22 protein-coding genes and 1 pseudogene are annotated in these 24,464 nt (G+C 39.8%); 8 read left to right on the top strand and 15 right to left on the bottom strand.

Annotated elements, in window-relative coordinates:
- From IEX94_RS04005 to IEX94_RS03990, 4 genes are all read right to left on the bottom strand, one after another.
- Positions 1–913: ABC transporter ATP-binding protein (locus tag IEX94_RS04005; RefSeq protein ID WP_229782554.1), on the bottom strand; the 913-nt coding region annotated here is incomplete at its 3' end.
- Between the two features lie 130 nt (positions 914–1,043).
- Positions 1,044–1,922, bottom strand: a complete 879-nt coding sequence (locus IEX94_RS04000) for a PucR family transcriptional regulator (protein ID WP_188856133.1) — start codon at positions 1,920–1,922, stop codon at positions 1,044–1,046.
- Between the two features lie 143 nt (positions 1,923–2,065).
- Positions 2,066–2,314 carry a DNA alkylation repair protein gene (locus IEX94_RS03995; protein ID WP_156856388.1) on the bottom strand — a complete coding sequence of 83 codons (249 nt, stop codon included), beginning with the start codon at positions 2,312–2,314 and terminating at the stop codon, positions 2,066–2,068.
- A 116-nt stretch (positions 2,315–2,430) separates the two neighbouring features.
- On the bottom strand, positions 2,431–3,774 hold the full coding sequence (locus IEX94_RS03990; RefSeq protein ID WP_188856132.1) for a sodium-dependent transporter: 1,344 nt from the start codon (positions 3,772–3,774) through the stop codon (positions 2,431–2,433).
- Positions 3,775–4,042: 268 nt separating this feature from the next.
- On the opposite strand from IEX94_RS03990, the gene IEX94_RS03985 reads away from it, so the two are divergent.
- Positions 4,043–5,350 (top strand): S8 family serine peptidase, encoded by a 1,308-nt coding sequence (locus IEX94_RS03985; protein ID WP_188856131.1) that lies wholly within the window; start codon positions 4,043–4,045, stop codon positions 5,348–5,350.
- Positions 5,351–5,646: 296 nt separating this feature from the next.
- Here IEX94_RS03985 and IEX94_RS03980 read toward each other — a convergent pair whose 3' ends face one another.
- From IEX94_RS03980 to IEX94_RS03960, 5 genes are all read right to left on the bottom strand, one after another.
- On the bottom strand, positions 5,647–5,940 hold the full coding sequence (locus IEX94_RS03980; RefSeq protein WP_156856391.1) for a helix-turn-helix domain-containing protein: 294 nt from the start codon (positions 5,938–5,940) through the stop codon (positions 5,647–5,649).
- The gene (locus IEX94_RS03975) at positions 5,937–6,110 is read right to left on the bottom strand and encodes a YvrJ family protein (RefSeq protein ID WP_188856130.1); all 174 of its coding nucleotides are present in this window, start codon (positions 6,108–6,110) and stop codon (positions 5,937–5,939) included. The genes IEX94_RS03980 and IEX94_RS03975 overlap by 4 nt, the downstream gene beginning before the upstream one ends.
- Positions 6,107–6,742, bottom strand: coding sequence for a sigma factor-like helix-turn-helix DNA-binding protein (locus IEX94_RS03970; RefSeq protein ID WP_156856393.1), 636 nt, complete (start codon positions 6,740–6,742; stop codon positions 6,107–6,109). Before IEX94_RS03970 ends, IEX94_RS03975 begins: the two co-directional genes overlap by 4 nt.
- A 479-nt stretch (positions 6,743–7,221) precedes the next feature.
- A complete protein-coding gene (locus IEX94_RS03965; protein WP_188856129.1) occupies positions 7,222–9,180 on the bottom strand; it encodes a TRAP transporter permease in 1,959 nt (652 codons plus the stop codon).
- A gap of 81 nt (positions 9,181–9,261) precedes the next feature.
- Complete coding sequence (locus IEX94_RS03960) at positions 9,262–10,254, bottom strand: TAXI family TRAP transporter solute-binding subunit (protein WP_229782553.1); 993 nt, start codon at positions 10,252–10,254, stop codon at positions 9,262–9,264.
- Between the two features lie 237 nt (positions 10,255–10,491).
- On the opposite strand from IEX94_RS03960, the gene IEX94_RS03955 reads away from it, so the two are divergent.
- Positions 10,492–11,670 (top strand): LL-diaminopimelate aminotransferase, encoded by a 1,179-nt coding sequence (locus IEX94_RS03955; protein ID WP_188856128.1) that lies wholly within the window; start codon positions 10,492–10,494, stop codon positions 11,668–11,670.
- A 233-nt stretch (positions 11,671–11,903) separates the two neighbouring features.
- On the opposite strand, the pseudogene IEX94_RS19635 reads toward IEX94_RS03955, so the two are convergent.
- Together IEX94_RS19635 and IEX94_RS03940 are read right to left on the bottom strand one after the other, a co-directional pair.
- Positions 11,904–12,330 (bottom strand): annotated as a pseudogene (locus tag IEX94_RS19635) (transposase); the annotation flags it as partial.
- Between the two features lie 305 nt (positions 12,331–12,635).
- Positions 12,636–13,433: a MurR/RpiR family transcriptional regulator gene (locus IEX94_RS03940; RefSeq protein WP_188856125.1), complete on the bottom strand. Its 798-nt coding sequence runs from the start codon at positions 13,431–13,433 to the stop codon at positions 12,636–12,638.
- A 123-nt stretch (positions 13,434–13,556) separates the two neighbouring features.
- Between IEX94_RS03940 and ptsG the strand changes: the two genes are divergently transcribed.
- The 6 genes from ptsG (at position 13,557) to IEX94_RS03910 (ending at position 18,912) form a co-directional block, all read left to right on the top strand.
- Positions 13,557–15,107, top strand: coding sequence for a glucose-specific PTS transporter subunit IIBC (gene ptsG, locus IEX94_RS03935; protein WP_188856124.1), 1,551 nt, complete (start codon positions 13,557–13,559; stop codon positions 15,105–15,107).
- Between the two features lie 15 nt (positions 15,108–15,122).
- Positions 15,123–15,800 carry an N-acetylmannosamine-6-phosphate 2-epimerase gene (locus IEX94_RS03930; protein WP_229782552.1) on the top strand — a complete coding sequence of 226 codons (678 nt, stop codon included), beginning with the start codon at positions 15,123–15,125 and terminating at the stop codon, positions 15,798–15,800.
- A 42-nt stretch (positions 15,801–15,842) separates the two neighbouring features.
- Positions 15,843–16,334 (top strand): PTS sugar transporter subunit IIA, encoded by a 492-nt coding sequence (locus tag IEX94_RS03925; RefSeq protein ID WP_188856122.1) that lies wholly within the window; start codon positions 15,843–15,845, stop codon positions 16,332–16,334.
- Positions 16,335–16,367: 33 nt separating this feature from the next.
- Entirely contained in the window at positions 16,368–17,546 is a 1,179-nt protein-coding gene (gene nagA, locus IEX94_RS03920; RefSeq protein ID WP_188856121.1) for an N-acetylglucosamine-6-phosphate deacetylase, read from the top strand.
- A gap of 55 nt (positions 17,547–17,601) precedes the next feature.
- Positions 17,602–18,336 (top strand): glucosamine-6-phosphate deaminase, encoded by a 735-nt coding sequence (gene nagB / locus IEX94_RS03915; protein ID WP_188856120.1) that lies wholly within the window; start codon positions 17,602–17,604, stop codon positions 18,334–18,336.
- A 258-nt stretch (positions 18,337–18,594) separates the two neighbouring features.
- The gene (locus tag IEX94_RS03910) at positions 18,595–18,912 is read left to right on the top strand and encodes a DUF3870 domain-containing protein (protein WP_188856119.1); all 318 of its coding nucleotides are present in this window, start codon (positions 18,595–18,597) and stop codon (positions 18,910–18,912) included.
- 60 nt (positions 18,913–18,972) lie between these two features.
- Here IEX94_RS03910 and IEX94_RS03905 read toward each other — a convergent pair whose 3' ends face one another.
- The 4 genes from IEX94_RS03905 to IEX94_RS03890 form a co-directional block, all read right to left on the bottom strand.
- The gene (locus tag IEX94_RS03905) at positions 18,973–20,415 is read right to left on the bottom strand and encodes an NAD-dependent succinate-semialdehyde dehydrogenase (protein WP_188856118.1); all 1,443 of its coding nucleotides are present in this window, start codon (positions 20,413–20,415) and stop codon (positions 18,973–18,975) included.
- Between the two features lie 24 nt (positions 20,416–20,439).
- Entirely contained in the window at positions 20,440–21,651 is a 1,212-nt protein-coding gene (locus tag IEX94_RS03900; protein WP_188856117.1) for an acyl-CoA dehydrogenase family protein, read from the bottom strand.
- Between the two features lie 17 nt (positions 21,652–21,668).
- The gene (locus IEX94_RS03895; RefSeq protein ID WP_188856116.1) at positions 21,669–22,817 is read right to left on the bottom strand and encodes a CaiB/BaiF CoA transferase family protein; all 1,149 of its coding nucleotides are present in this window, start codon (positions 22,815–22,817) and stop codon (positions 21,669–21,671) included.
- 233 nt (positions 22,818–23,050) lie between these two features.
- On the bottom strand, positions 23,051–24,457 hold the full coding sequence (locus IEX94_RS03890) for an APC family permease (protein ID WP_188856115.1): 1,407 nt from the start codon (positions 24,455–24,457) through the stop codon (positions 23,051–23,053).
- Between the last annotated feature and the right edge of the window lie 7 nt (positions 24,458–24,464).

Genomic DNA, 24,464 nt, shown 5'->3' with positions numbered 1-24,464 from the left:
CAGATATCGTAGACTCTAGATTTGCCTCTAGAAAGACAAGTTCATCTTTTTTAATGATACGGCGACCACCGAGAATGACTTCTTTATCAAGGTAGCCATTATCCTTTAATGGTTTCAGCTTGCCTTCAGGAATTTTTATTTTCACGTCCCCCATGGTAAAGTAAGAATCCTTCACGATGCCTGTAAAGAAGTTCATTGCTGGTGAGCCGATGAAGCCACCGACGAATACGTTATTAGGGTTCTTATACACTTCTTCAGGAGAACCGATTTGCTGGATTTCTCCATCCTTCATAACAACGAGACGGGTAGCCATTGTCATTGCTTCCGTCTGATCGTGTGTAACGTAAATAGTAGTTGATTGCAGACGCCTGTGCAGCTTTTGAATTTCTGTACGCATCTGGACACGTAATTTAGCATCAAGGTTTGATAAAGGTTCGTCCATGAGAAACACTTTCGGATCGCGGACAATGGCTCGTCCTAATGCAACACGCTGACGCTGACCACCAGAAAGTGCTTTAGGTTTACGAGTTAAGTATTCCTCCAAGCCTAAAATTTTAGCTGCTTCATTTACGCGCTTATCGATTTCCGCCTTCTTAAATTTCCGCAGTTTTAATCCAAATGCCATATTATCGTATACACTCATATGCGGATAGAGGGCGTAGTTTTGGAAAACCATTGCAATATCACGGTCTTTTGGAGAAACATCGTTCATCCGCTTATTATCAATGTACAGGTTTCCTTCCGTGATTTCCTCTAGACCTGCAATCATTCGTAGTGTAGTAGATTTACCGCAGCCGGATGGTCCAACGAATACGATAAACTCCTTATCTTCAATATGCAGGTTAAAGTCTTTAACCGCTACGACATCTTTATCATACTTCTTTTGAATATTTTCTAATACGAGTTCAGCCATTATGAGATCCTCCTTCAAATATATGAAAACGTTTTATTCACTGATTTCATTATAGTGAAGAACGATTACTCATTAAATGGTAAACGTGCACAAAGCTTTGGACATGTTTTAGGCAACTTTACAAATGGATTCACTTGACCAATAAAGCCAGGTAAACAGTTAGTGCATGATGGAAATTTCGGATATCGAGACCCGTTTTTTCCTTGAACTTTTCAATTCGGTATTGAAAACTGTTACGGTGCATATATAGCTTTTTAGCCGCTACTGAAACATTTAAATTGCTTTTCAGAAAAACTTCCATCATCTTTAGGAACCCCTTATCGTGTTGAAATTCCTGTGGGATGAGCTGCTGCAGATCGTCTCTTAATTTCGGTGTTAGTTGATCGATAAGCAGGTAAGGAATTGCTTCTATATAAGAAATCACATTATGCTCCGAGTAGGAGAAGACAATGCTTGCTTGAGAAGTTAATTGGTTATAATAATGTTTCGCTTGTCGGAGTTCCGTAAGATATGGGCTCACGAAAAAGCGGATTTTTATGTATAGATCACTCATTAAAATGTCGATGATTTCCTCTAATGAAATATCTTCTTCATAGTCGGTGAGCTCTTTATCAACAATGACTCCTTCCGTTTCACTTTCCCATAGGATAATCATCTCTTTTTCAAATAATTGATTAAGGGCGTCCTTGAAGTCTGCTGGTTGTAGTTGATCTGGCGGGATTTGGAAAAAGATTAGGCGAAACATGTTTTCTATTATCGGTAGCTCACCGTCAGCTTGAATGTATTGCTGCCATAATTTTTCTGCTTTCGTCATAGGCGGAAAATTATGTTGGTACGGTTTTAGAAAGATATGTAATAAAGCGGAATCCTTTTCAGTGATTTCGGACGGATCGATACTGATAATTTGGCCATTCTCTGCAATAAACCATGTCAGTTTATCATCGATTTCCGTTGGTGTTTTTTTATAAGATTGTAAGGAAGGAAAATGTTTTTTTAATTGTTGGAGCATGGGATAGACCTCCTAGTTGAGGAGTTAGACACCTCAAAAAAATGGTAAACCATATCATAATATAGTTTACCATTTTTCTGTTGGAGGTGTTTGGCGGAAGAATATATTCTTGCAAAATTTGAGTTCTGCCAGACACCAAATACTCAATTCCCATCATACTCCGCAAACTGTTCAAACATCTTTTCATTTTCAATTAATCCACATACCCCGCACTGAATTCTGTATTGCGGTCCATTATAAGCTTGGTGAAAAAGAAGCGTATCTTCACTCGTATATTCTTCTAAGATTTCACCCGTTTTTGCATCGAGTTTGACGGGAGTTGCGGTCTGTTCGATCAGGTTAAAGCGCGATCTGTTTGTTTTGCAATTTGGACACCGGTATGGTTTATTCATGCTGCACCTCCGTATATTTGTATCAATCTATGCCTTTTTATTTTGACTATTTATACAGTTACTATACGGAAATACGGCGATAAAATTTAGAAAGTGGCATGTATTGCTTCGCGGCCTTACCAGATTTCAAGTACATCGAGCATGACAAAAATAATCAACGCTGGAACGATGTAGCGAACGAGGAAGAACCAAGCTTGGAAGATGCCGTACATTAAGTTGCTGCCCCGTTTTAATTCTTCGTACATCGCTGATTTTTTCATTTTAACAGATACGAAAATTGCGATGAATAATGCCCCCGTTGGCAGCAAAATATTACTCACGGTGTAATCCGCTAAGTCAAAGATTGATTTGCCGAATAACGAAACATCACTCAAAATACCAAAAGAGAGTGCAGACGGTACACCGAAGAGAAAGATTGCTAATCCGACAATCCAGGCCCATTTTTTCCTTTTTACAGGGTCGCCTTTGGAAATGACGGCTACAATAATTTCCAGCATGGAAAAAGCCGATGTTAAGGTCGCAAATAAAAAGACTATGAGAAACGCTGCGAAAAACAGCATCCCGGCTGGCATTTGACTGAAAATCGTAGGAAGCACATTAAATAAAAGGGTCGGCCCTGCATCCGGCTCCATTCCAAACGAGAATACTGCAGGAAATATCACAAGACCCGACAAGAGAACAACCATTATATTCATAACGACAATCGATACAGCGGAACTTGGCAGACTCTGGTCTTTTGACAAATAAGCACTGTATGTAATCATGACGGAAACACCGACACTTAACGTGAAGAAGGATTGTCCCATAGCTTCAAGAATTGTGCTTGATGTCACTTTTGATAAATCAGGTTGAAATAGAAAAGCAACACCTGCAGAAGCACCATCAAGGGTGACCGAGCGAATTACGAGAATGATGAAAAGGATCGCAAGTGCTGGCATCATGATTTTATTTGTTTGCTCAATTCCATTTTGTACGCCTCTACTAATAACGAAAATGGTCATGATGATAAATATCAGTTGCGCACCGATACTTATCGCTGGATTCGCTATTGTATTTGCGAACAGCTCTGCATATTGAACTTCATTTAAACCGGTTAATCCTCCAGTCACGACTTTCCATAGATATGTAATGATCCAACCGCCAATAACACTGTAGAAGGAAAGTAAAATAAAAACACTGATCATGCCAAGAATTCCGATAAAATACCATTTTGTTCCGGGAGCGATTACCTGGAAAGAACGAACGGCATCTTGCTGTGCTGTTCTACCTATCGTAAATTCGGCTAACAGTAAGGGAAGGCCGAGTATAACGGTAAACAAAAGAAAAATAATGAGAAATGCGCCACCGCCATTTTGTCCTGCGATGTATGGGAATTTCCAAATGGCACCAAGGCCAATTGCGGCCCCTGCGGCCGATAAAATAAATCCTATCCTGGATGAAAATTGCTCTTGCTGCTCCAAATAAAACTTCCTCTCATGTAGAATATCTATACCATTTTCTATTATCTAGAGGGAAATGTCAAAGGAGTACTAAGTTACCTGGAATTCCTTAGGTTGTTTCGAAAACCTGCAACTATTTACCGGAGGAGCGTATTTTAGAATAAGATCATTTAATTTTAGCTGTGCGTTGTTATTTAGAACGAAAGGGTGCCCTTATAGTCAATAAGGGTGCCCCAATTTAAAGTTTGACTATTGGTGAGGGATAGGTTTATAACAAAGGAGGAATAACATGAGCAATCAAAAAAAGGTATGGTATGAAAATGCAGAGTCTAAATTAGATCCAGGCTTAGTGGAACATTTACGGGATATTCAAAAAGTAAACCTGAAATCGACGAATAGCAATGAGATTCCCATTATCCTTTATCTGAAAAAGAATTGCCAGCAGGATAAAAAAGATGACCTCCTCAAAATATGTAACAAGGATTCTCCTAACAAACTAAGTAAAGGATTACCCAGTATTAACGGATTAAAAGGCCATTTAACACCTGATAAAATCAAACAGATTAAGGATCATGAAGCAGTAGAACGGATTTTTTACGACCGGATTGTAACATCTTTTCTGGATATCGCCAGTGAACAAATAGGTGCGATTCAGGTGCGAGAGCAGTTAGGTTTAACAGGGAAAGGGATTGCCATTGCTGTGATTGATACAGGTGTCCATCCACATGACGACCTTGTTCAACCCTCAAATAGAATAATAGCTTTCCATGATTTTATAAATGGGAAAGAAGATCCATATGACGATAATGGACATGGAACACACTGCGCAGGAAATGCTGCTGGAAATGGCAGTCTTTCTAATGGGAAATATACGGGTCCTGCATCAGAAGCTTCGATCATTGGATTAAAAGTGTTAGATAAACAAGGTGAAGGCAGGCTGTCAACGATTATTGAAAGTCTGGAATGGTGTATGGAACATAAAGAAGAGCATCGTATTCGAATTATCTCCCTTTCACTCGGAGCTCCTGCCTACGAGTCTTTCAGGGATGATCCGTTGTGTTTAGCTGCTCAAGTTGCTTGGCATCAAGGAATCGTTGTATGTGCCGCTGCTGGAAATAATGGTCCTGATCAAACAACAATCAGTACGCCAGCAATTGATCCGTTCATTATAACGGTGGGATCAACAGATGATCAGAACACATTAGACCGGGCAGACGACCGAATAGCCGATTATTCCAGTAGAGGACCTACAATTGATTCGTTCGTCAAGCCTGACATTTATGCACCAGGAACCAATATTGTATCGCTGCTTGCACCAGGCTCAAGCATCGAATCGGAATTGCCAGAGATGATTAGGGATGAGAAATATATTGAGTTATCAGGTACATCGATGGCAACCCCAATTTGCGCAGGAGTCATTGCTCTTATGCTTGAAGCGAATCCGGATCTTAGTCCAAATGATGTAAAGAGCATTCTGAAAGCTACTGCCCACCCGATTCTCGATGATATATGGGGATATATTGACGCGGAACGTGCCGTAGAAATGGCGAAAAACCACCGATTACACTCTTCAACAGAAGTTGTTCAGGAAGGATAAATTTTAAATAAAGGGAGGACAATACGTTCTCCCTTTTTCATTGGTTTAGGAATGACTCGAGGGAATATTCCTGATCTATTAGAATGAGACTTGAGCATGTACAACAATTGACGATAAGAGTAGAAAGCAAGAGAAACAAAGAAGCATGGGGCATTCATCTCCACTTGAAGAATGCTTGAGGAGACTTGCTTTATGTAGCCGTTCCCTGGAAGATGAAAGGGAACGGGACTTAGTGGCTGATGACAAATGAATTTAATAACCCTATGATTATATAGAATTTGTATCCTATCCCCCTATCATGAATTTTTAACTGGATGATCAGAATTTTCTTTTGCTGTCTGTTCAACTACATGCAGTTCTTTTAGACGATTGGTAAATTCCCAAAAACCGTACGTATTATTGTAGTCATACTTCCTAATGATTTCTATTACTCTAATTTTTAGTTCTTGATATAAATCGACTTGTTCCTGTGGTGAGGTTTCTTTTAATGATGCTCTGATTTTAGGTTCGAACAGGGTAAGAACAATTTCTAATGATTCGGCATCATTGTACTTTTGCACTTTTTTCGTTAGATCAATGAGACTCGTCATGAAAGATCCCTCCTTAATTTGTTGATTGTATCTGATAAATCTTTAGAGTGTTTTTCCAAACGTTCCATCCTGATTTCATAGCGTATTAATAAAAACAAAGCCACGATGACGGGGAATCCAACATTTTCTATCATATCAATCAAACCGGAAAGAGCAGAGATATCAATCATGTTTTATCCTCCTCTGCCAATAGTTGTTTTCTTAGCTCCCTTAAAGCTCTGTTTCTCGTCTTGGAAATGGATTGCTGGGATACACCTTCTTTAGCGGCAATTTCTGTATCAGACATCTTGAAAAGATACGCTTGATTTAAAATTTGTTTCTGCCTGGAAGTAAGGGAAGAAAAAGCTTGAAATAGAGTTGGATTTTCAAGATAGCATTGCAAATCCTGGTTATTTTCTAGCGCCGCTTCATCAACAGGGATAGCATGCTTATCTGTGATAACATCTTTGAAAGATATGCTATTCTCTGTTTCGTCATGGATTGGCTGGTCCAAAATTAGTAATTGACTTCTTCTGTACAAGTTAACCTTCTTGTCATAACGAATGGCATGTCTTCTCAATTCATTTGATAATTGACTAATTAACCTGATCTCGGCAAAATGATCTTGGAATGCCTTATCTAAAGCATTATTCGTTTCTGGCGTTGGATGGCGGATGGATTGATTTAGCAAAAAGTAATTTTCCTTCTTAAGCAAAAATGACTTTATTAAACGATTCCGGAAAATTAATTCATTTTCTGCTATAAATTTATTTGCCCACATGAACTCACAATGTTTCCCATCAGAAATTGTGGTTTCTTCCATCCTTTTTTCCTCCTTTCTATATTAATAAAGGCAAAATTGATGATTATAATACAACCTTAAACAGGCTTCAATTAGTTAATTATAATAAATATTTACAATAATTTCTATAAAACCTAAAATTGCACACTTTGACGAAAAAAAGTTTTATTCGGGACATTTATGATACTTTTGGGCAAGATAGGGAGAATATAACTAAGCTTCAGGTACTGGATTGGCAAAGGAAGGGGGAAGAGATATAAAAAGTCAGTGGATTCATTCGACAATCGAGTGCGAAGAATTAGGACTAAGGTACCTAAAAATTTTACAATTCATTGGATAGCAGGAGAGATGTTTTAGGGGGGATGTGTTGTCCTTCGTTGTTGTTACAAAAAGCTAGAAAAGATGAAGGTAGTGATCACCAATTCTAGCTTTTTTTCCGTTATTTTTTTATTGTTTAATCCGTTTTTGTCAATTTGTTATTTTGGTACTTTAAAACTTTCTTATACCGACACATTCATCCCCATATTTCCATTGTCGTCCTTACGTCGTTTTTGAATGTACCAGATCCCTAATACTAAAACTAAACCAATCGTACTGCTCATTATATTTGGAACGATCAAGATAATACCAGCGACGAAAAGAATGATCCGCTCCCAAGAATAAGAATTCCGGACAAAGAAGCCGATGACTGCACTGCTAACAGCGATCATACCCAATAATGCTGTTGCAAGAGCAATGACAAGCCTTACTGGTGTAACATCTATTAGAACGAGAATTGAATCATAAACAAATATATACGGTATAATAAATGCCGCAATTGCGAGCTTCACTGCGATGACTCCGGATTTAAATGGATTCGCCCTCGCTATTCCCGCTCCAGCATATGCGGTAAGACAGACAGGTGGTGTAATATCTGCTGCAATTCCAAAGTAAAAGACAAACATATGCGCAGCGATTGGCGCTACACCGAATTCATTAATAAGTGCTGGTGCTGCAATTGTTGCTGTTACCACGTAATTAGCCGTTGTCGGTAATCCCATTCCAAGAATCAGACAAGCGATCATCGTGAAAAATAGCGCTAAAAATAAATGTCCACTTGATAATGCAATAATACCGGAAGCAAATTTAGAACCGAGGCCGGTGATACTGACTACTCCAGCAATAATACCAGCCGTAGCAACTGCAGCTATTACCGGTAAAGCGACACGCGCTCCTTGTTCAAGTACATGAATCGTTTGCCTAAAATTGAGCCTCGTTTCTTTTCTAACTAAACTTATCAAAAAAGCTGACAAAATCCCTAGTAAAGCAGCCCGCTGTGGGGTGAACCCAATCATGACTGTGCCGATGACGACGACTAATGGTAAAAGCATATATCCATTTTTAATCATTAATTTACGGAAACTCGGGAGTTCTGACTTTGGCAGACCAACAATACCTAATCGTTTCGCCTCAAAGTGTGTTCCGATAAATATCCCTGTAAAATATAAGACAGCTGGAACTGCAGCAGCAATCATGATTGTTGCGTAGGACACGCCTAAGTATTCCATCATAATAAATGCTGCGGCTCCCATTACTGGAGGCATAATTTGTCCACCTGTTGACGCTGATGCTTCTGTTGCCGCAGCAAACTCTGGTTTAAATCCTGCCTTCTTCATCATCGGAATGGTAAAGGAACCGGAAGCGACGGTATTACCAACAGAACTTCCAGAAACCATTCCTTGCAATGCACTAGCCGCGACGGCTGCTTTTGCCGTTCCGCCTGTATATCTCCCTGTTAACGCGAATGCAAGGTCATTGAAAAATTTACCAATCTTTGTTTGTACGAGGACTACACCGAAAAACAGAAAGAGGAAAATAAACTTAGCTGAAATTTGAATGGGTGTCCCGAAAACACCACTTTCCTTATACCATAAATCTGTTGCCAAGCGGTCAAAAGCAAAACCAGGATGAGACAAGATCTGTGTTGGTATGATATTACCAAATAAAGCATAAAGTAACGTAACTCCAGCTACAATTACAATTGGTAAACCAACTGTACGACGGGTTGCTTCGAGTAAGAGAAAGATACCGAGTATGGAAATGATTGTATCGAGCATACTGTAGCCTGCAATCCGACTCTCGAGAATTGAATCAAAAAAGATGACTTTATGATAAGTCACATACATGGCCAAAAATGCGAGAAGAACGTCATACCATGGAACCGTCTTCTGTAATTTCTGCAGACCACTTTTTGCCGGGAAAAGCAAAAAGATAATACCAAGTGCAGTCCCAAGGTGGACAGCACCTTGCTGTTGGGATGGGAGGTTTCCAAAGTATCCTGTATATAAATGGAAAGCGGTTAAGGCAACACCTAAAAATGTTACAATCCATGCCCATTTTCCAATATTCTCACGGAAATTACTTTCTTTATCGTATTTCTCTAAAATTTCCTTTACGTTGATTTCTTGGTTTTCTTTCATCTAATCACACCCTTACGGAGAAGCTAAACGATGAGGGACCTTCCTGGTTAAAAGATCCCCCAACATTTGCGAATGATGAAATTAAAAGTCATCAAGGCTCTCGATACCAGTACTTTCACGGGTTATAATTTGAATAACCTCTGGATAAATATGACCGATAAAAGCGGCGTTCTCAACTTTCTCTCCTTCAAAATCCGCTTCCCCATTAATTGCAGCTTGTGCTGGAACATGAACGGTCATACCAAGGTCAATATCCCCGTTACGAATTCCAACAAGGTTTTCAATCGATGCCCCAGTTTCCGTATTCGTTATATTGATGCCATCGATATGGTTATTCCAAATATTAGCCATTTCTCCTCCAAGAGGATAATAGGTGCCGCCTTGACTGCCCGTTCCTAATATAAGCTCAGGTTTCGCTTCCGTTGTATTTAATTCTGCTACAGGATTGTCTACTGTTAAGCCTTGTTCTTCATAATAACGTTTTGCACCTGGATGAATTGGTAGTCCCTCTGCCCCAAGAAGAGCATTTTCTAATGTCATATGTTCAGACTGTGCATGTGTATTTTCGTTCGCATTCTCAACCATACTTTTTGCAAGCTCATAACCAAGCTCTTCATCAATTGTATCGGTGCTTGCCATTAGAATTGCATAGGCCGTAACAGTTTCAACATCTGATTCAAGAAAATCGTACGTATCTTGTGGAATAGTGAAACGTTTGTACCCACTATTTTCCTCAATATGTGCGATCGCTTCATCCGAGAGTCCTAGCATTTTCACATCCCCAACAGATGCTTGCAGGCTTTCAATGTTACCTGCAGGCAAGCCTAAAATACCAATTGATATATCAATATTTCCATCCTGTACGCCATCTGCCGCATCACCAAATCCTTCTTGATACGCATTGTAATCACCATCACCGATCCCATATGCATCAAGAATTAAACTTGATGCCGTATTCGTCTCACTTGCTGGAGGACCAATTGCTATATTTTTCTTCCCCTCTCCACAAGCAGCAAGTATGAGTAATATACATCCCATCAACAATAAAAAATAAATTAAATTCTTTATTCTCAACTTTATCGATCCCCTTTTTCCTCTTTATTTTGTCCACATTTTAAACGTTCTTTGTTAACTCATAGAAAAGGCAAGCTATCCAAGTTATTACAAATTATGTTGGAAAGCTTAGGAGTATTACAAAACTTTGAAAAGTGGAGTTTCTAGAAGAGGATTGTTCTTTCCTTTTCTTCTAAAAAAGCGATACCTTCAATACGATAGAAATAAGAAAAGAATGACCTATTTGGGAGGTAAAAAATGATTACGATAGCGGATAGGGTGAAAAGTTTACCAGCCTACGTATTTTCCGAATTCCAACGTAAAAAAGCGGAACTCGAGAAAGAGGGAGTCGATGTTATTGATCTAGGGATTGGTGCTCCTGATTTACCTACACCCGATTTTGTTTATGAGCGGCTCGTGCTTGAGGCAAAGAATCCTGATAACCATCGTTATTCCCCGTACAGTGGCTGTTCTGAATTTAAAGAGGCGGTTGCGGAATTTTATAAAAAACAATATGCTGTTGATCTGGATCCCGATACAGAGGTTTTGGCACTAATCGGTTCGAAGGAAGGGATTGTTAATCTGTTTCAGGCGGTTTTAAACCCGGGTGACGCGGTATTTGTCCCTGATCCGGGCTATCCAGTATATCAAAAAGGGGTCCTTTTGGCTGGTGGTGAAAGTATATTATTGCCTTTAAATGAAGAAAAGGGTTATATTCCAGAGTTTGGCAGGATCTCTAAAAGGAACAAGCAACGGGCCAAACTTTTGATGTTAAATTATCCAAGCAATCCGCTAGGTGCCACTGTTGAATTAAACACGTTTCGGGAAGCAGCAACTTTTTCAAAGAATAATAAAATTTTGCTTGCGAGCGATGCGGCATATAATCTGATAACATTTGACGGTTATAAAGCTCCGAGTGTCCTGCAAGTCCCAGACGCCAAGGATTATGCAGTGGAATTTGGTTCATTATCAAAGAGCTTTAATATGACAGGCTGGCGAATCGGTTATGTGGTTGGAAATAAGCATGTCATTCAAGCCTTGGCCACTTTGAAAAGTAATATTGATTCTTCCCAGTTTCTTGCTGTACAAAAGGCTGCGGCTACAGCGTTACGGAGTGATTTATCCGCAGTCAAGGAGCATAATGCCATTTATCAAGAGCGGATGGAGAAGCTATACACAGCGCTGAACGAATTAGGGATTTCTACAGAAAAAACGAGAGGAACCATTTTTCTTTGGGCGAAGGTTCCCACTGGATTTACAGCGAACAGTTTTGCTAACAAACTGCTAGAGGAGGCTGGAGTGATTGTTACTCCAGGAACAGCTTTTGGACCATCAGGTGAAGGTTATATTCGAATTGCTTTAACGGTTAGTAAAGAGCGATTAGATGAAGTAGTTCGTCGGTTGAGGAAACTCAGGTTGAAGGAGGAGAGCCGGTAATGTCTGTCGAACATTTCGGCAAAATGTCTGCAGCTCGGGCCATTGTAGAACTGGCTTTAATCTAAGGTTAACAGAGTCCATTAGTTACCTAAGTTGATCACTGCAGTTTTACTGCTCGAATTTGGACAAATGCCGAAAACTCGCAGTGTCAATTCACAGGATTAAAAATAGAGCGATAACAATGGCTATTACTTTTACCATTGCTATTGCTCTATTTTTTGCAGCAAGCATCATTAGTCCTTCGTAGACAAGCAATAAAAATTTGCTTGGAACCTTTTTTTGTGATTTTTCCTATCCCGGCACGATTTTCCGTTCATGGTGGCGTTTTTACTCAAATTCACCGCCATCAATGCAAAGGCTAATTCATTCTTCACTTTCTGTTTTCCCCTGACGGAAAAACGAGTGAAACCCAAATTAGCCTTCAGGAAACCGAATGCTGGTTCTAGGTCGATTTTACGTTTTCCGTAAATTTTACCAGTTTTCTCGTCTGAAAACTTCGTACGTATATATTCTTTTTGGGACTCCACTTTTCATTAATTTGTAGACTTTTCGGTTGTTTCCTTCTTTTGCCTTCGTGCATAAATCGCGGAGTAGACAGCCCGAACAGTCCTCACATTCGTACACTTTAAATTCACGGGTGAATCCGTACCTGTCTGTTCGTGTTTAATGATGGCTAAACCGTACTTCTCGTCTATTTGGGCCCAAAAAGGTATCTTCGTCCGCATTATATTCCCAATCTTTTCTCGACTCGATTGAAGAAAACTTTTTCGAACTGCCGGAACACATTGTCGCGGATGCAGGATATCGCAGTGAACAGAGGCGTTGGGTTTACACTTTTTTCAGTGTTAGCTCCCACGCCTTATTTTACTCGTTTAAACGTCAACATTTCTTGAATTTTGTAGAAGATCATGCTAGCAGCTATTTTCGTATCTCATAATTTAGTTTTCAGAACTCAAGCCTATTCATTAACTATATTTCTCAATGGCATCTAATGTTCGTTGACGTGCACGCATTAAATCTTCATGGTTAAGTAATTTGTAGGTTAGTAAATCAAGCAGGAAGAGTCCTGGTAATTGAGAATTAATGAACTTCGCATCATCAATGTACTTATAGCTTGAGATGAGAACAACCTCGTCTGCGAGTTTGGTTAAAGCTGTTTGTTCAAAATTGGTTACAACCATAATGGTTGCCTTATTGGATTTTGCTATTTTTGCTGAGTCAATAATAGGTTTTGTTTTTCCGGAATTCGAGAAGCAAACGAGCAAATCATTTTCTTTTAGTAGACTGCTTTTCATTAACAGATCATGTGCATCCGTTACAGATTCTGAAGTGATTCCCATTCGATATATTCTGCTGTTGAACTCATGTGCAACCAATCCGGAGTTGCCAATTCCACAAAATAATACCTTATTTGAGTCTAAAATGAGATTCACAATTCTAGCTGTTTGTTCTTCGCTGAAAAATTGCTGGGTTGATTTGATAATCGTCTGATAATAGTTATAGACTGTATCGAATGTATGATCACTTTTCTTATTCTCTGTACTTGTGCCGATTAAGGAGTATTTCATTTGCTGAAACGTGCTGAAATCAATTTTTTTGCAAAACCTAGTTATACTAGCTGGAGATACTTGAATTTCCTCTGCTAAATCGATAATGGTTTTATCACGTATAGTAACTTTATTTGCAAGTAGATACTTTGTAATTTTTCGATCGCTTTCGGTCAGTACAGCGTTATATTTTTGAATCCTATTTTCGAAATTCAACGGCTTCATCTCCCTTCTTAACTTTAAACATTATACCATCATTGCGATTCAATATTATATTGACATAAATGAAAGCGGTTGTTAAGATGTTTATGAAAATAATTTTCCGGAGGTGTTATTTTTATGAAAAAGTTTTTCGGTAAAGCGCAGCAATTTGGGAAATCGTTTATGCTTCCAATTGCTATTCTGCCTGCAGCAGGTCTTTTGCTTGGTATCGGTGGTGCTTTATCTAATCCAAATACAGTTAGTGTTTATCCAATTTTAGACCATAGTTGGCTTCAAGCAATTTTTACGATAATGAGTTCTGCTGGGGACATTGTGTTTGCGAATCTACCGGTTATCTTTGCGGTAGGTGTTGCCATTGGTCTCGCTAAATCAGATAAAGGTACCGCAGGGTTAGCTGCATTAATTGGTTACCTTGTCATGAATGCAACAATTAATGCTATTTTAATTATTACAGATAGCCTTGCAGCAGATAATCTTTCAGCAGTTGGGCAAGGTGTTACATTAGGAGTTCAAACATTAGAGTCAGGTGTTTTTGGCGGAATTCTTGTTGGGATTATGGCAGGTATGCTGCATAATCGATTTAATAAAATTGAGTTGCCACAGTTCTTAGGATTCTTTGGAGGATCACGATTTGTTCCAATTGTAACTTCTTTTTCTGCAATTATTCTTGGAACGGTCATGTATTTTGTATGGCCGATTATTCAAAATGGTATTTTTAGCTTTGGGGATATTGTTAATGCAACAGGGTATATTGGTACATTCTTCTATGGCTTTATCTTGCGTTTATTAGGCCCATTTGGACTGCATCACATTTTCTATTTACCGTTCTGGCAAACTGGCTTAGGTGGAGCATTGGAAATTGGTGGGCAATTAATTCAAGGAACACAAAATATATTCTTTGCACAATTGGGTGACCCTACGACAACGAAATTCTTTGAAGGTACTTCACGTTTTATGTCTGGGCGATTCATTACGATGATGTTTGGATTATTAGGGGCAGCTTACGCCATCTATAGAACTGCGAAGCCTGAAAATAAAAAGGTTGTCGGTGGATTAATGCTTTCAGCTGGATTGACGTCCTTTTTAACGGGTATTACAGAGCCATTGGAATTCTCATTCTTATTTATCGCACCAGTGCTTTATGTGATCCATGCAATTTTTGACGGTTTAGCATTTATGCTAGCACATATTTTCCAAATAACAATCGGACAAACCTTCTCAGGAGGATTTATTGACTTTATTTTATTTGGAATATTACAAGGTCAGGCTTTAACGAACTGGATGTATGTTATCCCAATCGGAGTCATTTGGTTCTTCTTATATTTCTTTACGTTCACTTTCTTGATAAGGAAGTTTAATTTTAAAACACCTGGACGTGAAGACAAGAAGGCAGAAGATGATACGACAGTACAAACAACTCAAGGTTCCGGTGAGGAGCGACCACTTGCAATTATTCAAGCATTGGGTGGAAAAGATAACCTTGTTGATGTCGATAATTGTGCGACGAGATTGCGTGTCACGGTTAAAGATGGCGAAATGGTAGACAAGGATGCCTTACAGCAAACAGGAAGTAAAGGTGTTATTGTAAAAGGTGAAGGCGTACAAGTAATCTACGGACCACAGGTTTCTGTTATTAAAAATGAGGTTGAGGAAGAATTGGAGAAGTAATAGGAGATGACTGTTTTGAAATTACCGAGAAATTTAATTGTATCGTGTCAAGCGTTAGAAGACGAACCGCTTCATTCGTCCTTTATCATGAGTAAGATGGCACTTGCTGCTGCTCAAGGTGGGGGAAAAGGAATTCGAGCCAATTCAAAAGAAGATATTATCGAAATAAAAAAAGAAGTGGATCTTCCTGTTATTGGAATTGTAAAGCGGGATTATGAAGGATCTGATGTCTATATCACCGCAACGAGTAAAGAGATCGATGAATTAATTGAAAGTGGCTGTGAAGTTATTGCAATGGACGCCACAATCAGCCAAAGACCTGAAAAAACTTTGGAGGAATTAGTTTCCTATGCAAGAGAGAAAGCACCAAATGTTGAATTGATGGCAGATATATCAACAATGGAAGAAGCTGTTATTGCTGAAAAATTAGGATTTGATTACATCGGAACGACATTACATGGTTATACCAAGCATACAAAAGGTAAGAAATTATATGATGATGATTTTGCCTTTTTAAAAGAGATACTACGTGCCGTCGATAAGCCAGTAATTGCCGAGGGAAATATTATGACACCGCAAATGCTGAAGCGAGTTTTTGAATTAGGTGTATATGCGACAGTCGTCGGCGGTGCAATTACAAGGCCAAAAGATATTACTGCCCGATTTGCTCATGAAATTAAAGATATGCTTTAATAGTAGATAATGATGATCCTAATACAAGAAAGGAAATCAGCCATGTTTAAAAAATTATTCAAGCAAAAAAAGGAAGAAAATATAGTTGCACCAGTAAATGGAAAGATTGTACCTTTGGAAGAAGTTCCGGATCCAGTATTTAGCGAAAAAATGATGGGTGAAGGGATTGCCATTATTCCGGAAGATGGAAAGATCTATTCGCCTGTAGACGGAAAGGTTATTCAAGTTGCTGAAACGAAGCATGCGATCGGACTTGTTACAGAAGGTGGCGTTGAAATTCTAATCCATATTGGACTTGAGACAGTTGGACTTAAAGGTGAAGGATTTACAGCAAAGATAAATGTTGATGATGAAGTAAAAGCTGGTCAGCTTTTGATGGAAGCAGATTTGGAATACATTGGTGAACATGCATCAAATACAATTACGCCAATTGTCATTACCAATAGTGCAGAAGGAAAGAAAAATTATCACTTTACATCTGAAAAGACAGCTAAAGCAGGAGAAACGGTTATTATAACAGCTGAAGACAAATAGCATTAGCAGAAATTTGCAGAGAGGGCGCGAACAATGGAAACCAATAAGTCCATTCTTATAAAAAATGCTAAAATCTATCTGGAAGATAAAGTTATCCCAAATGGTGGGATTTACATTGAAAATGAACAGATTCAAAGCCTTTTGGAGGGAGAGTCCTTCACACAGACTTTCACTGAGGTCGCTCACATTATTGATGCGACCGGGCTAATCGCCATCCCTGGATTTATCGATGGTCACATCCACGGTGCAAATGGAGCGGACACCATGGATGCAACAGAAGAAGCGCTGGACAAGATTGCATCGCTTTTACCAATGGAAGGAACGACAAGCTTTATCGCAACGACGATTACGCAGTCACCTGATAACATTTCGAAAGCCTTAGAAAATGCTGCACGTTATCCAAATAAACCGGGTCAGGCGGAAATGATCGGTATCCATTTGGAAGGCCCTTTTGTAGAAAAGTCAAAAGCTGGCGCACAACCAAAAGAGTATATTGTTAAGCCAGATTTAGAGCAATTTAAGAAATGGCAGGAGCAATCAGGTGGCAATATAAAAACGATTACGATGGCACCAGAGCATGATGAAGAAGGTCTTTTTATAAAACATCTCGCAGCAGCTGGTGTGAATGTATCGGCAGGGCATACAGATGCTGGATTTGCTGGAATCAAAAAGGCAGTAGCACAAGGGGTTAGCCAACTGACCCACCTTTGCAATGCAATGAATGGAATCCATCACCGTGATATTGGTGCAGTTGGTGCTGCATTTCAATTGGATGAATTACGAGCAGAGCTTATCGCAGATGGAATTCATGTTACCCCAGAAATGCTGCAATTAATTTATAATAACATGGGCAGTGAGCGGATTATTTTAATTACGGATGCGATGCGGGCTAAAGGGCTGCCAGATGGAGACTATGAGCTTGGTGGTCAGCCAGTTAAAGTAAAAAATGATAGAGCTGTTTTAGAAGATGGAACATTAGCAGGCAGTATTTTGAAGATGCATGATGGTGCTAAGCAAATGCTTCAACTGGAAGGTGTTAAGCTGCGTAATATTGTTGAGATGGCTTCCGTTAACCCGGCAAAACAAATTGGCATTTACGATCAAAAAGGCAGTATTACTCTAGGGAAAGTTGCCGATATCCTATTGGTCGATGATGATCTGAACATTAAATATACAATATGCCGTGGGAAAATTTCATTCCAATATGAATAATCTGTATTATTATCGAAATAGATGTAGAAGTTTTATATTTGGGGGAGATTGAATAGTGAACGTTATCAAAGTAAAAGACTATGATGAGATGAGCGAAAAAGCAACCGAGTTTATGGTTGATCGTATCAATTCGTTGGAAAACCCGGTTCTTGGTTTAGCAACTGGTTCCACACCAGAAGGACTTTATCAACGAATTATTGAAAAGCATCAGCAAAATGAAATATCTTTTGAAAATGTGACTACTTTCAATTTAGATGAATATGTCGGATTAGAACAAAATGATCCAAATAGCTATTATTATTTTATGAATGAAAAGTTATTTCGCCATGTAGATATTGCGATAGACCGTGTTCACATTCCAAATGGTGCTGCAACAGATTTGAAAAAAGAATGTATGGAACATGAGCGTGCAATTGAACAAGTAGGTGGAATTGATGTTCAGGTATTGGGTATTGGTGGAAATGGCCATATTGGTTTTAATGAGCCAGGAACATCATTCACTAGTAAGACACATATTGTTGATTTAGATGAGTCTACTATTCAAGCAAATGCACGATTCTTCAATTCAATTGAAGAAGTGCCAACACAAGCAGTTTCTATGGGAATCGAAACAATCATGAACAGTAAAGAGATTCTATTACTTGTTTCTGGTGAAGCAAAAGCAGATGCAATGGCAAAATTATTAAATGGCGAAGTTACAGAAGACTTCCCAGCCTCAATTTTGAAAAAGCATGAAAATGTTACTGTTATTGTTGATGAAGCAGCGTTGAGTGGTGTAGAGGGTAAATAACTATTTTGACAAGCGTCCGAAGTCTGGGCGCTTTTATTATTTGCTAGATCCCACACTCTCTTGATTGCGATCTTTGGGGTACTTAGAAAGGTTGCTGCTCGATTTGTCCGCTGCACGTAATTTATCATAGTAGTTTTTTGGCCTTGACTCTTCCCATAATCCTTAGTATCTTTTGTAATACTAAAGAAATTATAAAAAGATATACAAATCATGGTATATTAATAATATAGAGAATATAAAAACGGAGGAGATGGAGAGATGAACACAGTCTTTATCGCAGGACATTCGAGACTACCATCAGGGATGGCAGCAAAAAATATCTATGAAACATTGACAATTACTGCGGAAATCGATAAGAAGTATGGGGTAATCGTGACGGCAAGTTGTACACTCGCAACAGAGCATGGTAGAGATTTTGTTCAATATTTACTAAAGGGGCATAGTTTGCAAGATGGAATTGATAAGCCTGTGCAAGCAATTAAAGAGCATTATCTGGGAAAGGCAGGTAACGCGCTCGCTTCGGCAATGAAGGATTTATATAAACAGTACGAGAATATGGTAAAAACACCTAAATAACAGGATGAAAAAATGGTGAGTCCTCTCTGGCGTGGCAGAGGAACTCACCATAATTATTTACTAAATCCCAATTGAAACAAATTGCTGTTCAAGGAATTCATCCATCCCGTGATTTCCGCCTTCTTTACCGTTTCCAGATTGTTTGATACCACCAAAAGGAGCTTCTGGACTGGCAGGGAAGACATCGTTGACACCGACAATACCGTAGTCCAACTTTTCCGTAACTCGGATTGCCCGACTCGTATTCTCCGTGAAAATAAAAGAGGCTAACCCATAGTCTGTATCATTTGCCTTATTAATTACGTCGCTTTCATCGTTAAATGTTTGAATCGGAATGATCGGTCCAAAGGTTTCTTCATTCATAATAACCATATCGTTTGTCACTTCAGATAGAATCGTAGGCTGATAGAAATGCCCTTTTAAATTACCATCCCATGGAGCGCCTCCATTCAGAACTTTTGCTCCTTTACTTACAGCATCTTCCAAATGGGAATGTACTTTTTCTAAAGCTTTCTTATTGATTAAAGGTCCAATCTCCGTATCTTTCTCTAAGCCTGAACCAATCTTTAATTGTGCTACTTTTTCTGTAAGTTTCGCAGTAAATTGTTCGGCAATGGATTCGTGGACATATAAACGGTTCGTACAGATACACGTCTGACCGTTATTTCTAAATTTACTCCCTAGCACGAGTGTTGCTGCTTTCTCAAGGTCGGCATCTTCAAAAACAATACTTGGTGCATGGCCACCGAGCTCAAGCGACAGCTTTTTCACATGGTTGGCACTTTCTTGCATTAAATATTTTCCAACCGCGGTTGATCCGGTAAATGTAATATGGCGGACTTCTTTACTTTCAAGCAGAGCCTCGCCAATTGCTTTGGAATCACCCGTAATTAAGTTTACAACTCCATTAGGCATACCAGCTTTCTCAAACACTTTCATAATCTCGATAGCAGAAAGCGGTGTTTCAGGAGCTGGCTTCAAGACAACGGTACATCCTGCTGCTAAAGCAGGAGCAATTTTTCGAGTGATCATAGAGGCTGGGAAGTTCCAAGGCGTAATTGCTCCAACAACTCCAACAGGTCGTGGGATGACGAGCATCCGTTTATTCTTATTGGAAGAAGGGATCCATTCCCCGTATCCTCTGCTTGCTTCTTCGGCATACCAGAGTAAGAAGGCGGCTGCACCTTTTACTTCGCCGATTGCTTCATTTAATGGCTTTCCTTGTTCCATTGTCAAAATTTTGCCAAGCCGTTCTGCATCTTCCAACATGAGCTGGTGTGCTTTATATAAAATGGTCGATCGCTCACGTCCAGTCGTCTCACTCCAGGAGAGAAAAGCTTCTGCTGCAGCTTCAATTGCTTCTTCCGTTTCTTTTTTTCCGGCATAAGCGACTTCTGTGATTGGTTCTAATGTGGCCGGATTATAGACTGTTTCTGTTTTTCCGTCAAAATCTCTCCAGGAACCATTAATGAATAAGCTTTTTGTCATCGTTTCAATCTGCATTTAGACACTCTCCTTCACTAATAATTAGAGACCGGGAACGGTTGAAGATTCTTCCCAAGCAGGCAGCATTCGATTAAGCGTTTTATCCTGACGGTAGCCAAGGACATATTCTGCTTGCATGATCGTATGAATTTCTCTCGTCCCTTCATAAATAACAGGCGCTTTTGAGTTGCGTAAATATCTTTCTACCGGATATTCATCAGAGTATCCGTATGCCCCGTGGATTTGGACGGCATCATCCGCAGCTCGGTTGGCAAAATCGCACGCCTGCCATTTAGCGAGGGATGTTTCTCTTGTGTTCCGTTTTCCTTGATTTTTTAACTCTCCGGCGCGATAGACGAGAAGTCTGCTCATTTGAAAACCAGCTTCCATTTTGGCAATCATCTGTTGCACGAGCTGATGTTTTCCAATCTCCTTACCGAAAGTTTCCCGCTCATGACAGTATTTTACACTAGCCTCGATGCAAGCCATAATTTGTCCGACGGCACCGGCTGCAACGGTGAAGCGTCCATTATCGAGGGCTGACATGGCAATTTTAAAGCCTTCTCCTTCTTCACCAAGCAGGTTTTCTTTCGGTACCTTCACATTATCGAAAAAGATCTCTCCAGTATTCCCGGAACGTATGCCATGTTTTCCTTTAATTGCTTTAGAGGAAAAACCATCCCATGTCCGCTCCACGATAAAAGCAGAGATTCCTTTATGTCTTTCCGATCTGTCACCAGTGTAGGCAAATACTAAAAAGTTGTCCGCCAGATCACAGAGGGAAATCCATGTCTTTTGACCGTTTAAAATATAATGGTCACCATCTTTAACAGCACTCGTTTCTAAAGCTGCAACATCAGATCCGGCAGCTGGCTCCGTGAGGCCGAATGCACCGATTTTCTCTCCCTTTGCTTGTGGCACGAGATATTTTTGCTTTTGTTCTTCCGTACCCCACTGAAGCAACGTCATGCTATTTAATCCGGTATGGACGGAGACGGCTGTCCGGAATGCGGTATCGCCTCGCTCAAGTTCTTCACATACAATTGCAAGGGAATTGTAATCCATGCCGCTACCGCCATATTCCTCTGGGATACATACACCCATTAGACCGAGTTCGGAAATTTTGTCAATTATACTTGGATCAAATTGTCCTGTTCGGTCCCAATCTGCAATGTACGGCATGATCTCCCTATCGGTAAAATCTCTCACTGTTTTACGTAGCATATTTTGTTCTTCCGTGAATTCAAAATTCATATGATCATCTCCTAAAATTAGTTTTTTGTTGTTTGATTCATGATTTCCTCATTATGCTCCCCAGCGTTAGGCGGGTGATGGCGGTATGTTACGGGTGTTCTCGATAATTTCAATGGACTGCCAATCATCTTAATCGGTCCGGCAGTTGGATGTTCAGCGCTAATAAACATGTCACGAGCGATGAGCTGCGGATCTTTGCTCACTTCTTCCAGGTTTTGTATCGGTCCGCAGGGAATGTTATTTTCATTACAGCGCTTTTGCCAATAGTAGGTAGGTTTCGTCGCAAATACCTCCTGTAATAATGGAACTAATTGTTCCCTGTGCTGGACGCGGTCCGGATTCGTTAAAAATCTAGCATCTGTACCTAACTCAGGTCTTTCGAGAACGGTACATAGTGATTTATATTGGTGATCATTGCCAACCGCAATAACAATTTCACCATCTAATGTTTTAAATGTTTGGTACGGAACGATATTGGCATGATGATTACCGAGTGCTTCAGGGATTTTCCCTGACATTAAATAATTACTGCCAATATTAACGAGTGAACTGACGGCACTGTCATAGAGTGAAATATCAAGTTTCTGTCCTTTGCCAGAGAAGTTTCTTTCAAGCAGTGCAGCCTGAATGCCGATACAGGCATATAGCCCGGTTAAAACATCTGTAATAGCGACACCAAGTTTTTGCGGTCCAGAATTTTTATCTCCTGTGATACTCATTAAGCCACTCATTGCTTGCACGATAAAATCATAGCCGGGCATCGCTTTATTTGGACCCGTTTCGCCAAAACCGGTGATGGAGCAGAAGACAATTCCTGGATTAATATCCGCAACGGTTTCATAATCGAGTCCAAGTCTTGCCATTGTCCCAGTTTTAAAGTTATTGATAATGACATCACTTTCTTTTACTAATTTCTTAATGAGGGTGATTCCTTCTTCCGTCTTTAAATCGACCGTAATACTTTTTTTGTTGCGGTTCGCGCTCAGGTAATAAGCACTCACACCTTCTTGAAAGGGGGGACCCCATTTTCGGGTATCGTCACTCCCTCCAGGCGCTTCGACTTTAATCACTTCAGCACCGAGGTCACCTAAAATCATCGTACAATAAGGACCGGCAAGTACCCGGGACAGGTCAAGAATTTTAAAATTAGAAAGAGCTGAAGCCATGAATGAACCTCCTTTCATATGTATTAAAAAAGCCAGCTCAAACGATATACAGCATCCTGTAAATCAATTTGAACTGGCTTTTGGCTGTTGGAACAATCCTGGTAGGGACTGTAAACAGATTAGGCAGTTTACTATTTAAATTGCTACATTGATCATGTGACATAGGCGTGGATGCGCCTTAACACGATTCATTATTTTTATTATAGTATATTCTAAAATTTTTGCAAACAATATTAAGCAATGCGGTCAATTTCTTTTTTCATATGATCTTCTACGTTTTCTTTCCCATATTTGTGCATGGAATAATTGTAAAAAATCGCTCCAATTAAGAACCAGAATCCGATAATAATCCATTCTGGAATTCCTAAAGCAGATGGCATGCCTGGTAAATATAAAGTAGCGATTCCAAATGCAAGGATGGTTGCAATCCAGCCAATTACCGATCCACCGCGAAGTTTGAATGGACGCTCCATTTCCGGTGCTTTCTTTCTTAGGATGACAAAGGAAAGTGCGACCATGGACCAACCGATGACAAGTCCGATTCCACCTGCATCGACAAACCAGACAAGAGCAGGGCGGCCAAGCAGTGGCGCCATCGTGGACAGAACTGCGATAAGAATGATTGCCTTATGTGGAGTCCGGTATTTAGGGTGTAACTCGCCTAGGAATTTTGGTAACATGCCAGCTTTTGCGAGGGCATAAATTGCTCTACTACCACCAACGTAAAAACCTAACCAGCTTGTCAAAATCCCGCCGATCCCTCCAAGGACAAGAATATTAGCCATTAATTGACTTCCGCCATAAGCGTTACTCATTGCATCTGCAGTTGCTAAGTTTGTTGCTGCAAGTTCTGAAGGTGTCATGACCCGTGAAACACCAAAAATAATAGAAACATACCAGATAACCGCTAAAATAACCGAAAAAATAAGTAGTTGACCAATTCGTTTTTTCGGTAGATTTATTTCTTCTGCAGCTTGAGGGATCACATCAAAGCCAACAAACATGAATGGAGTCATGACGATAACGGTTAATAATCCGGAAAATCCTTTTTGAAAGAACGGTTCCATTGTTGCAGTTGTGCCGGAAACACTACTACCTGTAATAAGTAAAATGCCTGCGATAATGATTAATAATGTCAGTACGATATTGATGAAAGAAGTTAGTTTAATCCCGCGATAGTTCACCCATGCAATAAGAATCGATCCAAGCATTCCAGTACCTGCCCAAGTAAGCGTTACATCCCAGCCTTGGATTGTGTACAAATAGCCTTGGCTGAAATTCGGAATTAAATATTCGAACACGGTCGGTAAGGCAACCGCCTCAAAAGCGACAACAGATACATAACCGAAGATGATGGCCCATGTTGTGATAAAGGACAGCACCCTGCCCATCGCTTTATACGTATAGACAAATTCACCACCAACGAGCGGCATCGCAGCAGCGAGCTCCGCGTAAGTAAGACCTACGAAGACTACCATAATCCCACCGATAACAAAAGCTAAAATAGCCCCCAAAGATCCCGCTTCATTAATCCAAATACCTGTCGTGACAACCCAGCCCCAGCCAATCATAGCGCCAAAGGCAAGTGCTAGTACGTCCTTATTTCCTAACAGTTTTAGAAGTTTTTGGTCTGAATCCATGTAAGCC

It is taken from the genome of Oceanobacillus indicireducens, assembly GCF_014647195.1.
Taxonomy (GTDB): domain Bacteria; phylum Bacillota; class Bacilli; order Bacillales; family Amphibacillaceae; genus Oceanobacillus; species Oceanobacillus indicireducens.
The sequence above is the reverse complement of the archived record's forward strand: the minus strand, read 5'-3'. Positions and strand labels throughout refer to the sequence as shown.